This window comes from Exiguobacterium sp. OS-77, assembly GCF_000414195.2.
In the GTDB taxonomy this organism is placed as follows: domain Bacteria; phylum Bacillota; class Bacilli; order Exiguobacteriales; family Exiguobacteriaceae; genus Exiguobacterium_A; species Exiguobacterium_A indicum.
Genome location: NZ_DF239008.1, coordinates 459,715 through 474,594 on the forward strand (window position 1 = coordinate 459,715; position 14,880 = coordinate 474,594).

13 protein-coding genes are annotated in these 14,880 nt (G+C 44.8%); 9 read left to right on the forward strand and 4 right to left on the reverse strand.

The genetic code is table 11. The features are described 5' to 3' along the window. Positions 1 to 208: 208 nt before the first annotated feature. The 4 genes from EXG77_RS02255 to EXG77_RS02270 all read left to right on the forward strand — a co-directional run bounded on the left by EXG77_RS02255 (position 209) and on the right by EXG77_RS02270 (position 5,726). Entirely contained in the window at positions 209 to 1,924 is a 1,716-nt protein-coding gene (locus tag EXG77_RS02255; RefSeq protein WP_035395978.1) for a hypothetical protein, read from the forward strand. Positions 1,925 to 2,311: 387 nt separating this feature from the next. Further along, a complete protein-coding gene (locus EXG77_RS02260; RefSeq protein WP_035395981.1) occupies positions 2,312 to 4,267 on the forward strand; it encodes a DUF1430 domain-containing protein in 1,956 nt (651 codons plus the stop codon). After that, on the forward strand, positions 4,264 to 4,875 hold the full coding sequence (locus tag EXG77_RS02265) for an ABC transporter ATP-binding protein (protein WP_035395983.1): 612 nt from the start codon (positions 4,264 to 4,266) through the stop codon (positions 4,873 to 4,875). Before EXG77_RS02260 ends, EXG77_RS02265 begins: the two co-directional genes overlap by 4 nt. A 311-nt stretch (positions 4,876 to 5,186) precedes the next feature. After that, positions 5,187 to 5,726, forward strand: a complete 540-nt coding sequence (locus EXG77_RS02270) for a hypothetical protein (RefSeq protein WP_035395984.1) — start codon at positions 5,187 to 5,189, stop codon at positions 5,724 to 5,726. 108 nt (positions 5,727 to 5,834) lie between these two features. Here the strand turns inward: EXG77_RS02270 and EXG77_RS02275 are convergent, their stop codons facing one another. Continuing rightward, positions 5,835 to 6,509, reverse strand: a complete 675-nt coding sequence (locus EXG77_RS02275; protein WP_035395986.1) for a DUF3298 and DUF4163 domain-containing protein — start codon at positions 6,507 to 6,509, stop codon at positions 5,835 to 5,837. Between the two features lie 466 nt (positions 6,510 to 6,975). Between EXG77_RS02275 and EXG77_RS02280 the strand changes: the two genes are divergently transcribed. The 3 genes from EXG77_RS02280 to EXG77_RS02290 are packed head-to-tail and all read left to right on the forward strand — an operon-like array spanning position 6,976 to position 10,531. Beyond that, positions 6,976 to 8,361, forward strand: coding sequence for a hypothetical protein (locus EXG77_RS02280; RefSeq protein WP_035395987.1), 1,386 nt, complete (start codon positions 6,976 to 6,978; stop codon positions 8,359 to 8,361). A 20-nt stretch (positions 8,362 to 8,381) separates the two neighbouring features. Continuing rightward, entirely contained in the window at positions 8,382 to 8,804 is a 423-nt protein-coding gene (locus EXG77_RS02285) for a zinc ribbon domain-containing protein (protein WP_035395989.1), read from the forward strand. Further along, positions 8,771 to 10,531, forward strand: coding sequence for a zinc ribbon domain-containing protein (locus EXG77_RS02290; RefSeq protein WP_081637355.1), 1,761 nt, complete (start codon positions 8,771 to 8,773; stop codon positions 10,529 to 10,531). The genes EXG77_RS02285 and EXG77_RS02290 overlap by 34 nt, the downstream gene beginning before the upstream one ends. Positions 10,532 to 10,573: 42 nt before the next feature. Here EXG77_RS02290 and EXG77_RS02295 read toward each other — a convergent pair whose 3' ends face one another. Both EXG77_RS02295 and EXG77_RS02300 read right to left on the reverse strand, forming a co-directional pair. After that, positions 10,574 to 11,257, reverse strand: coding sequence for a hypothetical protein (locus tag EXG77_RS02295; protein WP_035395993.1), 684 nt, complete (start codon positions 11,255 to 11,257; stop codon positions 10,574 to 10,576). Further along, a complete protein-coding gene (locus tag EXG77_RS02300; RefSeq protein WP_145981724.1) occupies positions 11,254 to 11,973 on the reverse strand; it encodes an LITAF-like zinc ribbon domain-containing protein in 720 nt (239 codons plus the stop codon). The genes EXG77_RS02295 and EXG77_RS02300 overlap by 4 nt, the downstream gene beginning before the upstream one ends. A 115-nt stretch (positions 11,974 to 12,088) precedes the next feature. Between EXG77_RS02300 and EXG77_RS02305 the strand changes: the two genes are divergently transcribed. After that, positions 12,089 to 13,321, forward strand: coding sequence for a J domain-containing protein (locus tag EXG77_RS02305; protein ID WP_035395999.1), 1,233 nt, complete (start codon positions 12,089 to 12,091; stop codon positions 13,319 to 13,321). A 408-nt stretch (positions 13,322 to 13,729) separates the two neighbouring features. After that, the gene (locus EXG77_RS02310) at positions 13,730 to 14,476 is read left to right on the forward strand and encodes a creatininase family protein (protein WP_035396002.1); all 747 of its coding nucleotides are present in this window, start codon (positions 13,730 to 13,732) and stop codon (positions 14,474 to 14,476) included. 6 nt (positions 14,477 to 14,482) lie between these two features. Here the strand turns inward: EXG77_RS02310 and EXG77_RS02315 are convergent, their stop codons facing one another. Further along, entirely contained in the window at positions 14,483 to 14,698 is a 216-nt protein-coding gene (locus EXG77_RS02315; protein ID WP_081637356.1) for a helix-turn-helix domain-containing protein, read from the reverse strand. Positions 14,699 to 14,880: the final 182 nt, after the last annotated feature.

The window sequence follows — 14,880 nt, forward strand, 5'->3', positions numbered from 1 at the left end:
AGGATTTTTTCTGTATTTAAGAGTGAACGTATCGTAAAAGATGAGAAAACCGTTGGCACGATTCAAAAAAGTGACGTTGAAAGCCGAGGATAACTCTACTTATCCTCGAACGTGTTCGAAAAAAGATTTATTTTTGGAAAAAGAAGGCAAATATTGAGAATTTCATTATACTTATGAATAAGACACTACTAAAAAGGAGAAACTACATATGAAAAAATTGATCGTCGGTCTTGCTGCGACCGTATTGTATTCTGCAACGTCGATCCATTCGTCGGCAGAAGTCAAAATTCCGTTCGTCACGTCACTCACTCCGTCATCCGCTTTTCAAGTCGTACCGAATGAGTCACGCGTCTGGCGGTGGGGGACTTATGAAGCACCACGACTCTTCGATTTCGAGCAAGCGCGTGACTTACAGGTACTATCGACTGAAGAAGGAGCACCGATACAAGACTTCACGGTCTCGGACGATCAACAACGATTCGTCTTTGTGAAGGATCAAGTGCTTGAGGTACGTGACGCGACAGGGAACGTGCTGCGCGTCATCGATCAGATCAAGACACCTGCAGGAACGCTCCAGTCGTTCACTCGTGCTCGTTTCTTCCCAGACTCACATCTACTTGCTGTGAGTGCGAAACAAGAGGGGGTCGAGCACACAGCCGTTTACGATTTAGATACAACAACCGTTCGTTTTGTCCAAGAGACGACAGGAGCAAAAGCGATTCGGACGTCGACTGCTTATTTAGCGATCATCCGTGAGACAAGCGTTGACGTCTACGAGAAAGACGGAACGCTCGCGAAACGTCTCACGCATCCATCCGGCTACGCCGCCTATGAGATGGGACGCGAGGGCACACTCGTACTCGCGAAGGCGAATGACCGCCGTCTGTATGTCTATGATGGAGCGCATCAATTCAAGGAAAGCACCTCCTCGCAGTTCATCACGGGGATGACCGGAACGTATAAAGATATCGCGGTCGATGAGAGTGGGACGTTCATCGGTGCCTTGTATACGGGACGGGACGGTTACTTCGCCTTGTTCGAGAAAAACGGTCACCGGATCGAGACATCGCTGGATCGGGATGATTCCGTCAGTTACTCGTCTGTGCTCGGCATGACGAAAGGAGCCCGCTACCTCATCGCGAATGCCGATGGTGGTGAGCGGACGAACATGTACGATGGTCGCCTGTTAGTCGAGCGACCGGTCGCGCTTTCGATCCCGTCTTCCTTCAAGGAAGTGAAGGTCGGATCACCTGAGCCACTTCTTCTCAATGTCACGCAAGCAGACGGCAAGAAAAAACAAGTCACGGCAAAAGTGAAGTGGATTTCGGATCAACCAACGATCGCGAGCGTCTCGTCCGGAAAACTATACGGGAAAAAAGCGGGAGCCTACACGTTACGAGCATCCTACGGAGGCTACACTGCGACACTCAAAGGAAAAGTCATCCCGTTACCGAAGCTTTCGACTGTCTCCGACAGAAGTTGGTTGAAACGTCAAAAGCAGGCGATGCAAGAGAAGCAAGGGTTTGAAGGATCGCCGCGCGTCGGAGCTAGTTATGTCTCGTGGACAGGTACGTCCGGTAGCCTCGTTCAAACAGGAGAAAAGGTCCTCAACGGAAAGTGGAAAGGTCGTCATTTTGTAGCCCGTTATCCGCGTTTCGGCAGTCAAATCGACCGGATTGATCTCGTCACGCTTGCACCAGCGCTTGAGAAACGGACGCTGACGAAAGCAGAAGTCAGCGCCGTGTTCGGGAAACCAACGTTCAAGGAAACGTATGCGACATCTTACTCGCAACGCGTCGTCGAAGGCAAAACGACACGCGCGACATACGCGATCCGCAGCATCTATGAATATCGGATCGGACAAGTGACGTGCCAGTTCGCCTTTGACGCGAAAGGAGTAGCACGTTTGATTCATGTGAATTAATCGAGTGATGCAGTTGAAAAAGCGTGCCTTCTCTTATGCCTAAACGTACAGGCGAAGAGAAGGTATGCTTTTATTTAGTATGGTGTTCAAAGCGTTGGCGTAGACTGTTTTGCTAATCCATAATGTGGAGCATTTAGCTGTAACAAAGGGGCTGCACTCTTTGATTGAACTCTATATGGAGGTAGAAGCTGTTTATATTTCGTAAAGTGATAGTATTGATTTTTGTATCTGCGCATTACATATTAAATCAACATGAAAATAAATTCCAAAAAATGTTTTTTGACAAAAAGGTTATTCCTCATTTTATTGATATGATACATAGAGAAAAAATACGGTGCGCTATTTCAGCTATTCATTTGCAATCCGATGAGGAAAGGAGGAAGCTGAATGAAACGTTTGAAGTTGATGATTCTGACCGTGATGGTGTTTACGAGTCTGTTCATCATCGGAGAAAGCCGGATGTTGACGCTCGAAGGATTCGCGGAGCCGTTCATGTCGACGACAATCTATCCGAATCCAAAAATTTCGGAGCAACAGATGCTAGTGGATATCGAGAGAGCCGCGATGAAACATCAGGTCGATGTCTTCACTTATGAAGAGACGCCGAATCGGACGCTCTCGAGTACGAAGACGATTTACGGGACAACTGGTGTAGAAGCGGCATTTGCATCCCGCTCGATCAAACAAAGGATCTATCAAAGCGTATTTCTCGGTGATATCACATTCCAGTTCAAGCCGTTATCCGAACATCCTGCCATTGCCTATACGCCGAACTTCTACGGGATTGGTTCAGCCGCTGCCATAAAGGCGTTTAAGATGGAATTGATCGATACATACGCGGGGAATCATCCGCAACCTGGTTATAACGAGTCTGCAGAACTTTACCGTATCTTAGGCGTATTCGCACTTGTTGCGATCATCACCGTGTTACTGACCTTCTATGAGCTGGCTGTCGTCAGAAAGGAATTGCTTGTTCGTCTATCGATGGGTGAATCGTTAGCCCGTTGGATGACGCGTTCGATTCTAATGGACTCCGGCATTTTGTCGCTTGCGTTCATCGTCAGCTTTGTGACACTCCGTTCGTTCACACCGATTGATCCATACCTGATGCTGTTCAGTGGCTTGATGGTTGGGGTGATCGTTTTAAACGGACTCGTCTATCTGCGCTTACGACGCTTGACGATCAAAGAAGCCTTCTCGAACGGTCAGCGTTCGAACAGGCTACTTGCCTTTACATATGGCATGAAATTCGCGACGGCCTTCTTGACGATCTTGATGCTCTCGAGCAGCATCACGGTCATCGCCGAAGCCGTGACGATCTACAAACAACGTCCATTCTTTGAAGCGAAGAAAAATTATTCCTATACTTACATCGGTCACAAGGTAACGTCTCCGCGTTACTCGGATGAAAAAAGTTCCGACATCTCGGAACGAATCCAGACGGAATTGTACACACGCTTTTATGAGGACTTTAAAGTGACATTGAGTACCCCGATTAACAGCTTCGCGACGGCAGATCAACCGACCGTCTTGATGAACTGGACGGCATTTGATGAGGTTGCCGAACAATTTGCGAATAGTGCCTCCGTCTTTGCGAATGAGCTGACGTTCTTTGCGCCAGAGGGGATTGCGATTCCAGCGAAGTCGACCATTGATAGTGGTCTTCGTGAACTCGGACTCGCAGCGTATCTTGCAGACTCCTATCCGGTCGTCCGTTATCAGGAAGATTTCGAAACCGTCGCAATTGATCAAAATCTCACTAGCGGCAGTACGCTTATCAATAATCCGTTACTCATCGTCGTCAATGAAGCAAAACAATCGAAAGCACCGAAACAACTGTCCAATGTCTTACTCGCTGACGTCATGTATGACCTGGACCAAGAAGCCTTTCAAGACTATGTGGCGGAGAAACAGATGACGAATGAACTCGTTTTACAGACGAATGCGTGGGAGAAGTATCTCGGTATCTGGGCAGCGGCGAAACGATTGATGAACATGAACCTGATCTTTGCCGTACTGATTCTTAGTCTCGAGTTACTCGTCATCTGGACGGTGCTACGACTCGAGTATCAAGTGAATGCGATCGAGTTATCGGTTCAGAAGGTGATGGGATACAGCATCTGGCAGAAGAATCGACGCCTGATCGTGTCGACGATGGGGATTACGCTTGTCAGTACACTGGCTGTAGCGCTTACTGCTTATATCCTTGAGTTTTCTTCGCCAGGGCTATTGTTAGCTGGCGGAGGACTCTTGCTACTGGCAGAGGGAATTTTACTGATTTGGCTGATTCGAAAGATTGAACGAGCGAACGTCCAGCGTATCTTAAAGGGGGGAAATCTATGATTGAAATCCGAGAACTGACCAAGTCGTTTCAAGGGAAGACTTTATTCGAAAACCTATCGTTAACGATTTCTCAAGGAGACTTCGTCATCTTTTCCGGTCCGAGTGGGTGCGGGAAAACGACGCTACTTAACATGATTGGGGCGCTAGAGCCAATCGATACCGGAACGATCGTCGTCGATGGGAAGGATATCACGAACAAGCGCAATCAACTGGCCTACTTCCGAACGAAGCTTGGTTTCTTATTTCAGAATTTCGCACTCGTCGACCAAAAAACGGTCCGGCAGAATCTTGAGATCGTGCAAAAACGGTATCGTTCTGGTAAGACGATTGAAGAAGTGCTGACTTCTGTTGGACTGAGTGACAAAATCGATCAAAAAGTTTTCATGTTGTCAGGTGGGGAACAGCAACGGGTCGCATTAGCTCGATTGATGCTGAAGAAATGTGACATCATCTTAGCGGATGAACCGACGGGCTCGCTCGATCAAGCGAACGCGGAGCGGGTGATGGCACTTTTGCAAGAATTGAACGACCAAGGAAAAACGGTCATCCTCGTCACACATGACGAAGCGATTAAACGACAAGGTAAAAGGTTAGTGGAGATTCGTTAACGAACAGAACAAGAGACGAACTCTAAATAGGAACAATGGATGGAATCAAAAATGAAGAGAGTGTGTAACTGGCTTCATGATATGAAACATCTATAACTTGTTAAATCAGGCTACTGATACACCGTATATGAATGGTGTCAGGTAGCCTGTATTTTTTTGAGATTTGTTTGTGATGGATGAGATCGAAAGAGGAAATAGTCCATTAAAAAATAGTTCAGCATAAAATTAACTTTATTAGCTTTTTTAATGACTGAAATAATGGTATATTTTTGAATAATCTATCGGTTATATCAACAAGGATGGTGCAAATTTTGAAAAAGAATATGATGAAGTATACGGTGATTGCAATCATCGTACTGTTTGTTGCTGCCATAGCCATTCGTTACATGTATCCGTATAGCACTCTCAGCATCAACAAAAAAGTTGAAGTGGATTCGGACCAAACAACGAGTCGTTATCACAACAACCTTCAAAAGTTGTCTTCACACGTTCCGACTCTGTCGGAAGATGAAGAATACAATGAAAAAATAAAGGCGCAGGTGGAGAACGTCCTCGCTTCTTCTGCATTAAATGAGAAAGATGTACGTAAAGCGGATATACTACAATTATTGAATGACATGAACGGTTTAGTGAAAAGCATAGGACATCACGTCAGATATCAACCAGATTATTTTAATGAAGAGCAGCGATCGTATCTGATTGCATTCAAAAATCATCTTCAAGCGAACTCCTATAATACGAATCAAATCATTGAAGACTCCTTTTCAAGCAACGATGAAATCGTCACTTCAATTCATGAGTTGTACAAAGGGATGAATCAAGACATCGAAGCCTTGTTACAGCTGAGTTGAATCGTTTTTACGTCAAAGCAAAGCATCTGTGTCCATTTTAATCATGAGATTAAATAACTCAAAAACACCTCCACCTTTTAGCCAAGTAGAGGTGGAGGAAACTCAATTTTATTGATATACGGATTTAGGGACATAAATTTCTGGTTGTCCCATGACATAAGGGGCAATCGCATATTCTTGGAAAATCACCTTCATACCGTTTTTAGTAAAGTAGAACTCAGATGTGTTCGATACATCAATATCACTCAAATGATCCACGAAATAATTCTCATTGTTTTTGAGACGATCATAAATGTATCGTTCTACCTTTTTCATTTGTGTGGAAGTTTTTAGTACGGATGTGATCCGTATTTCTTTTCCGGTTTTCAAAGAGTAATTGACACCGAATTTGTAGGTAGATCCATGTGCGCCACCAAGGTAAGTGTGATTTTGCACGGTGAAGCTTAGATAAGAAGCATTATCTCCGACCCGTTTATACGAGCTATCGAAAGTGAAGTTACAAGTGGCGGGTAACTCCTTGCAATAATCCTTCTTTTTTTCTTGTTTTTCAAAGGCTTCTGTATCGAGATATGTTTGATAGAGAAATTTTGAATACCCCGTCAAATCGGCGTTGATCGTCTTTCTTACTGACGTAGTCAATCCTTTAGACACATAAGGGTACTTCAGATTTTTTTTATCGTGGGCATACTTTGTAACGACGGTTGCTTTCGAAGCAGCATCGACAGAAATCGAGGTAGGCAACAAAAGGGATGTCGCAAGAAGTGGAAGAAGCAACTTATTCATAAAAAGCCTCCTAATTAAAATGATTTACAAATTCATCTAAATTATACAATGTTTTTCATTGAAATCCTAATCTATTTAGGATGAATGAAAATTGATGAAGTAAAAATGATTTCATTAAAAAATAGTGAAGTGAATAAATTGGCAAGAATGATATCCGATTGTTATTTTAGAATTCAAGAAAGGATTCAACACGATGACCAGCGCTATACATTAAAAATAATCACTGAGGAAAGATAAGGGTGGCAGATCATCATTCTGCCACCCTTATCTTTGTGTAGCTCGACTTTTGAGTTAATCCTTTTATCCGTACAACTGCATTTGGTAAACAGTTTTTACATTTTTTATTTGATATTAAAATTAGATTCTAAAATATTCTGATGAAATATAGTAAAAAAGTTGAATGCATGTTAGTATTTTCTATGGTTATTTTTTACTATAAATAGATGACGAGTGAGGAGGACATCGAATGGCATGTGTGAACTGTTCGGATGCCGCAAGACGTGGACTGAAATTTTGTCCAAGTTGCGGTGATGCCCTAGAAAAACATGTAGAACACCCAGAACCTGTGAAAACAGAACGGGATGCGAGACCCGCGCGCTCTAAAAAGATGAGCAAGTCTGCGAAAGCAATTCTTCTGTCTGTCGTGTTAGTGGTCGTAGCAGGCGGCGCCTATTATGGACTCGCTACGCAATGGTTCACAGTTGAAGCGACGACGAATGAAGTACGTGACGCGATTCGCTCAGGTGACGCTGCGTTACTTGCTGAGCATACAGAATTTAATGGAAAGCCGATTGACCAAAAAATGGCACAACGCTTTTTAGATGCCTTGAAAGAGACGCCGGAACAAAAGAAATCATTCATGGATTATTTATTGATGGCTGGTGCGTCGATTCAAGCAGAAAACGAAAGTGACGTTCCTGGTCAAATCGTAGCAAACGGTCGTCAGCTCGGTATTTTCAAGGATTACCGACTCCGTCTGGATACGGTCAAAACGGAAGTCGTCAGTAATTTTAAAGGAACAAAGGTCACACTCGTGAATCCGGTCGGGACGGAAAGCAGCAAGGCGTCGGAAGAAGGCATCATGATGGACGGTGTCTATCCGGGATTGACCGATGCGAAGATTGCGTATGACGGTGAATATGGAAAAGAAACGAGTGAGGTCACGATCAACCCGTTGACGCTGGATGCGTCGGATCGCAAATTCGAAATCACGTTAAAAGGGGATGCAATCGAACTGGATCAGACCTATCCGGATGCCTATTTGATCGTTGACGGGAAGTCGACTTCTAAACAAGTGTCGGACTTGAAGAACTACGGACCGATCCCGAAAAACGGAATCAAGCTCTCAGTCGAGAATGACTTCCCGTGGGGAGAAGAAACGTCAGATGAGATTCTCGTCAAACCCGATACGAAAAAAGCGACCTTCACATTCAAACCGTCTGAAGCCGTTTTAAACGAACTTCAGGGAGTCGTCGAAGCGCATGCATCTGACTGGGTCGATGCAGCGATCTATCAGGATACGAGTTACTTCTCGCTCGTTGATGATGCGTCATATCTCGCAAAACAACAAAAGAACTATGACGATTGGAGCCGGAAGGACTTGGAGTGGGACGGTGAATTCATGAACGCATCGATTGATCGTTCTTCAGCGAAGTTCGTCGAATATGGCGATACGGTCGGCATCGAAGTCATGGCGACGACATACATCCGGGGTGAAATGTACACACCGGATAGTGAATCACCAGGAAAATCGACCGCAAAATCCCTCTTCCGTTATCTCTTCACGTATACGAGTGGTGAAGATAGTTATGAAGAAGAGTTCCGAATTCAGCAAGCAACGAACATCAAATGAACATAAGGGAGGCTATACAGATGATGGATTGGCAATCAGTCAAATCACGTTTTCAAGGAATGACAGCAAAAGAATTACAGGAACAGGCCGAGCAAGCACGACGTGAGAAAGGGCGCTTGTTGTATGAAATCGGTGAGCGGCATTACATGAAGCTCCGAAGTGAAGGACGTCGTCAAGAAATCGAGGAGATTCTTGCGCAAGAAGTACTCGTATTCGGTGCCTTGTCACGGATCGACGAGATGGAAGTCGAAGCGGCTCAAAAACAATGCAAGTCATGCCGTACGACGCTTGAGCCAGGCGCGAAGTTCTGCGGGAAATGCGGTACGTCCGTCCCGCGCGAGAACGAACAAGCGAAAGTTGAATGCATGACGTGCCACACGCCACAACGAAGTGAGCAACACTATTGCACATGTTGTGGATCGGAAATGGGGCAACGTCTATGAAATATTGTTCGACCTGTGGACAAGCGCATGCTCCGCACGCCCAGTACTGCGAAGTAGACGGAACACCCTTAGACAAGCAGGGTCGTCCTATCCGTTTTGAACAAGCTGCGCATTTCTGTGTCGGTTGCGGTACACAAATGGATGGTCGTTCGTCCTACTGTCCGAATTGTGGACATTCGCGTCTTGTCGCCGCGACATCGGAAGAATCGCTCGTGGATCGTCTACCGGGCATGCACGATATTCGACAAAAGCTAAAGTCGCAAGATTGGAATGTGAATCTTCCGTGGAAAGAGCGGGGACGAGCATTCTTATCGCGATTCGATCTATCACTCGGGAATCCGAGTCTTGCGATTGGTAGTATCACTGGGGTCATCTTTTTTGCTGCCATCATCGTCTTCTTATTCATCATGCTGGGTCTTCTCAGCGATAATCCGGCACTCGAAGGAGTCAAGACGGTGCAACAAAACATGGGAGACGACTTTAGTACGTTCGGTATGTTCTTCTTCCTCGCATTCGTTGCCCTTGCTGGTCTACAACTGACATCGAGTGAAGACTTGAAGTCGCGCTTTCTGACGGAAGTGACAGGCAACGATACGGAATATTTCTCTGAAATTCAAAAAGCCGTCAATCAGCTTGATTTTCATATTTTCTCAGGGCACTTCTTGTTGTCCTTGCCGGGGTTATTTCTTCTTATCGGAAGTGCCTGGTTACTCGAACGCGGTGGTGTCATCGGAATCAAGGCGACATCGTGGAATGAACGCATTGAACGTGCTGTCGTATTCGCCCTGACGTTATCAGTGATCACGCTGGTCGTCGGATTGTTTGCGACGGACTTCGGAATCTTCGATCTGCATCTGTTCGCTGGGATGATTCGTATTTTCATTCTATCGTTTGCTGGTGTCCTCTTATTCCAATTCATTGGTCAAACGAATCTCGACGGTTCTTGGCAGGTCGGACGGATTGCCGCGACGACGTTGATGAGCATCTACTTGCTCGGTGTCCTTCTGACATCGTTCGGGCAACTGTATTACATTAATCAGATGGATGAACTGGACGAAGTCGAATTCGGTGAATCCGCAAGCCTTGTTCTGTTGAGTGGCGCATCTCCGTTTTACGCGATGTCACAAGCAGGACAAGTCGACTTCAAGATGACTGTCTTGACGGAAGACTTCCATCTAGGTGCTGCCTTATATGGCGAAGACCGCTTAAGTGATCTTCAACGGCCGGTCGAAGAAGCCGGAGAAGCATCGAATCTCGGTCGCATTCAAGGAATCATCTACAATCAGATTGAAAATGGAGAAGAGCCGACACTCGATCCGAAAGTGACACGTTTCGATGAGACCGTGGATGCGGGACTGTTGACACGCTTCGCACAAATGGCAGATGCCTCCACGTCGTTCGAAGAAGAACAACTTGTCAATTCAAGTGTCGCCCCGTACGGCTTGATTGCTTTAATTCTGATGTTCGTCATTCACGTCGGAATCGGTTTCCGCTGGATCCGGACGTTACCTGGTGTTGCAATTTATGCTGGTGTGTTCTTGGTCGGTGGACTTCTTTTGGCTTACTTCACACAAGCGCGACTTGAAATTCAATGGGACAACGATTTATTAGCCGGTATCGTCGTCTCTACGTTGACATGGTGGAATGCGTTCATGCTCTTCCTCTTCCCGTTCCTCGGCGGATTAGCAGGGTATGGATTGAGCCGCTTCAAAGATACAAAAGGATGATTCAAAAAACGCTTGTCTCCGTTTTCGAAGACAAGCGTTTTATCATAAGGATTGTTTGGTCGTCTGTTCAAAGTCGATCGTCGAGTCCTGCTCGATTCCTGTGTCGTGGAATGTCAGACTGCCGTCTTCATTAAACGTGATCTCTAAAGCTGACTCATAAAAGTAGAGCATCAAGCTGTTATCGGAATTAAAACGTCCGCTGTATGAATAGTCATCGAGGGGTTGTCCTTCATAATCACGGGCATCATGAACCGTCAATGTCGCCTCACGATTCGGACGTGTCACGACATCGATCGTCGCATCGGTATAATCTTGCTCGTACTCGCCTTGATTGCTCGTAGAGTAAGTATAGGTTCCTGCCACGTCACGAAACGCCTTCTCTACTTTATTAAGAGTCCGGTGGCGGCGTGCGGCTTCGTTCGCGAGTGCCGGGTCACCAAACGTCTGATTCATGACCCGTTCCGCGTAACGTACAGCATCGGTCGTCTGATTCATGAATAAAGCGGCTTCTAGGTCGTGAAACGCTTTTTGTTGTTGTGTCAGCGCAATCAGACGTTTATCCGTCGCTCCTTCTGCACGAGCTTTCTCACGCCATTGTTGTTCTTCGTAAAGGTCTCCGGAAAGCGTGCTTTGAGCACTTTGCTTTAAGTAAAGATCCGCTGAATCCTTGTTACAGCCACTTAGTACGAGAGCTGTAAAGAGAAGAGGAAGTACACGTGACATCATGAGGTAGCCTCCTTCTTGAACGTTCGTTTAATCGATGTGATGTAATACTGTTCGTCATCGAACGTGATTTCATATTCGACGCTGGCACGATGAGATGGCTGGTTTTCCATATCGAAGTCTCGTCGATCGTATGTTTCGGTCGTCTCGACATGGAAGTGTGTTTCATCAATGGCTTTTATGACGTCGAACGTCATATTCTGTAAGGCGACGTGGCTCGTTGGACTTTCTTCTGAAAAGGCGAGTCGATTGCCGAAGGACTCGCGTTCGTCCTCCGTCAAATCATCGTCTCCATAGAACAAGTCGGCATACGGTATGTATTCATCGAGTGACGAGTCGTAGTATTCCCAGTCACCGCCCGTTTCGTTTCCGATCGAAGGAAGACGCTCGGCATACGTACTCAAAAAGTGGTATAGCGAATCAGGTGATGCCGTATCAAACGTGAGGAAATCCTCAAGTTCGTCATCTGTAAGCTGGTTTCGTTGAGTCGATGAGAAACCTTCCGGCAAGACCTGATCGACATCCGCAGCGGACCGCGTCAGTTCACTTGTTTTAAACAACGGTTGTGCAGCTTGATATTTCAAGTAACCGAACGTACCTCCACCGATACAAAGCATGAGAAGTAACAATCCGATGAACCATGATTTTTTAGATGAACGGGACCGCGTCCGATGATTCTTTTGACCACAGACCGGACAATAGATCATCTGGTCATTCATCGGGGTTTGACAATTCGAACAATGTGACACAAAAAAGCACTCCTTTCTTACCTTTGTCATTATAATGTAAAATAAAGATAAAAAATAACAATATTTTTAAAAAGGAGAGGGAATTATGGATCCATATGAACGATTAGGGATATCGCGTACCTCATCGATGAAAGAATTGGAGCAAGCGTACGCTGAAAAGTTAGAAGCGCATCCAGACGAATCTGAGGAACGGACGGAAATCGAACGAGCATACGTCGTCATCAAGTATGAGAAAAAACAAAAGAATAAGCGGAATAAGCGAACGGTTGGAATCGGAGCGCTCGTTCTTCTGCTCGCTGCCGGTGGAGGGACATATTTCTTCTTGAATCAGGAAGAGACACCTCAAGCGGTCGAGCGTAAAAAACAGAATGCTTCATTCGTCATTGGTGAGGAAGAGAAGAAGAGTGAGGAGAAGACGGATTCGAAATCGTCGCAAGATCCGGAAACACAGCAAAAACCAGACTCGAAGGCAGTATCGGAACAAGACTATAAAGATATCCAAGATATTTCGACACTCTTCTTCCGAGAACTCGAAGATGCATTGACAGACCGAAGTGTCAAAGGACTTTCCGTCAGCACCGATACGTACAATCAGACATTCCAAGGAAGCTTGAATGACTTAGTCACAGGCGGATACATCTTTGACGGAGAGCTCAGCGTCAAGGACATTCCTCAAAACGACATCACGATTAAAGGAGACCAAGCAACGGTCAAAGCGACGGTCGACTATTCCTCTCGGTCGTACCAACCCTATCTACATGAACGTCCGGAATCGAGTACGATCGTCTGGGAATTGAATCTCGTCAAGTCCGGGAAAGACTGGCTCGTCAATCAGCGGAAATCTCTCTCGGATTCAGCGGACGGTAGAGGGATGGAAGTCCGGGAGTCCGTCAAAGGAGATATCATCGATACGGTTCACCAGCATGCGAAGGAATGGGAGCAGGCATATATCGATAAAGACACGTCTGCGTTCACGTTATTCACGTCGGCTGCTTACTTGAACAAACAACAAAGTTATTATGCCAGCATGAACAAACGTGGTGTCTATTGGGAGGGATACCTCGATTCGGTCGAATATTCACCGGCATCGATCACGGTCAGCGAAAAAGCAACGGATTTATCGGCTACGGTCGAAGCACTCTGCTATTACGAGGGTGATTATTATCGAGAAGAGGATGATTCGCTTGAGGAGAGCGACCCAGGAGAAGACATTCCGTTCAAGTATTATCTGAAATATGATGTGAAGAATGAACGCTGGTACATCGTTGATTCACAACCACTGAAATCATTTAGCCAAAACGATACGACGACCTATTAAATCAGAGAAGGACTTCTCTTGAGAAAAATCATAGTAGTATCGACACTTGCTCTTATGCTCAGCTCGAAGACGTAGAACTCCCTAATGCCCTAGCAGCGGTCATCTACAAAGAACATGATGCATCAGGAGCATGGAAATACAAAATGGCAAATGACTACAAATCAATCAGATAAAGTTTGTGAAAACGGTCGGGATCGACCGTTTTTTTCGTGCTTAGCTCTGCAGCAACGGTAACATTGCGAGAAATTGTCATGTCACGAAAGAATGATGATCTTTTATTTAGATATGTAAGAACACCATACTATTTGTATGGCATCGCATTAACAATAAATGGTTTTTTGGTGGTATAGTCGAATTATTCAGTCTTTCTAAATAAGACTTTTATAAAAATCATCAACGGGGGTACGTATGTTAAGTTTTAAAAATTCAACAACAGAAGTGAGTGACAGTGGAACAGATATTGCTATTTTATCAGTTGGAGCGACAGAACAATTTGGACCATACTTGCCAATGCATTTAGATACATTGATCGCAGAAAAATATGCCGAACACTACGGAGAAGTATTAAACGCTTATGTGTTACCAACTATTCCATTTAATACTTCAGAAGAACATGCCAATTGCAAAGGTACTATTACAGTAAGTCCAACAGTTTTGACAACAATGCTAGAAGAAATAATCGTTAATTTGAACAGACAAGGATTCAAAAAGTTCGTCCTTTGTAATGGACACGGAGGTGCATATTGGGAATCTTCATTCGTTAAACATATGAACTACAAATATCCAGAACTACTTGTAATTACTACATATCGTTATTTAGCGTGGGAAGAAGCGTTAGAAGAAGTAAATTTAGAAGGTCACAATGAGATGCACGCAGGGTTATTATCTGTTTGTGCTGCAATGTGGCTATGTCCGGAATTAGTTAAGCTGGAATCTATGGGTTCTGATGTGACTCCAGAAAACAGAAAGTTTGCTGACTATGTGTTTTGGGATAAATTAACCGAAGATGGTTGTTGGGGTAAGTTCGATAAAGAAACATACTCTCCAAATCAACTAGCTGAAATTGGAGAAAAATTTTGGACTTCCTTTATTTCTAAAAGAGGTGAAAACTTGAAAGATATTCTCGAAGAAGCATATCTAAAAAAAATGAATTAAAGATTGCTACCGCACTTCGGTTTCGGTGTTTACGCATTCACTTCGTTTGCTGGCGTACTGAGGAACGTTGATCGCATTGTAGGAAGGATTCCGTTTTAGCTCACGTGAGATCGTAGACGGCTGTCGTCCAAGGTGCTGAGCGATCTTTCTCATTAAAAAACCAATCTCTAGATAAGCTTCTATTTTGACTCTTTCTGATATTGTAAGATGAACATAGCTCATAACGAATCCTCTGTTGAAGTTTGTGTGGTAACTCGATTCTACACGAGGTCGTTATGAGTTTTTTTGTGTTTTCAGCTAGTTGTTACACTTAATATTACAATTCGTCTACGAATAAAGATGCTTTACTTGTTGCGCGAATGAGTACTGGCTATTGATTCATAAGGATCATGGCTATTCTAATG

What these genes read in the sequence shown, in the direction of transcription:
- EXG77_RS02285 (WP_035395989.1), top strand. Translation starts at nt 8,382, where the DNA reads ATGATGGATTGGCAATCAGTCAAATCACGTTTTCAAGGAATGACAGCA.
- EXG77_RS02310 (WP_035396002.1), top strand. Translation starts at nt 13,730, where the DNA reads ATGTTAAGTTTTAAAAATTCAACAACAGAAGTGAGTGACAGTGGAACA.
- EXG77_RS02275 (WP_035395986.1), bottom strand. Translation starts at nt 6,509, where the DNA reads ATGAATAAGTTGCTTCTTCCACTTCTTGCGACATCCCTTTTGTTGCCT.
- EXG77_RS02255 (WP_035395978.1), top strand. Translation starts at nt 209, where the DNA reads ATGAAAAAATTGATCGTCGGTCTTGCTGCGACCGTATTGTATTCTGCA.
- EXG77_RS02295 (WP_035395993.1), bottom strand. Translation starts at nt 11,257, where the DNA reads ATGATGTCACGTGTACTTCCTCTTCTCTTTACAGCTCTCGTACTAAGT.
- EXG77_RS02300 (WP_145981724.1), bottom strand. Translation starts at nt 11,973, where the DNA reads ATGAATGACCAGATGATCTATTGTCCGGTCTGTGGTCAAAAGAATCAT.
- EXG77_RS02305 (WP_035395999.1), top strand. Translation starts at nt 12,089, where the DNA reads ATGGATCCATATGAACGATTAGGGATATCGCGTACCTCATCGATGAAA.
- EXG77_RS02265 (WP_035395983.1), top strand. Translation starts at nt 4,264, where the DNA reads ATGATTGAAATCCGAGAACTGACCAAGTCGTTTCAAGGGAAGACTTTA.
- EXG77_RS02280 (WP_035395987.1), top strand. Translation starts at nt 6,976, where the DNA reads ATGGCATGTGTGAACTGTTCGGATGCCGCAAGACGTGGACTGAAATTT.
- EXG77_RS02290 (WP_081637355.1), top strand. Translation starts at nt 8,771, where the DNA reads ATGTTGTGGATCGGAAATGGGGCAACGTCTATGAAATATTGTTCGACC.
- EXG77_RS02260 (WP_035395981.1), top strand. Translation starts at nt 2,312, where the DNA reads ATGAAACGTTTGAAGTTGATGATTCTGACCGTGATGGTGTTTACGAGT.
- EXG77_RS02315 (WP_081637356.1), bottom strand. Translation starts at nt 14,698, where the DNA reads ATGAGCTATGTTCATCTTACAATATCAGAAAGAGTCAAAATAGAAGCT.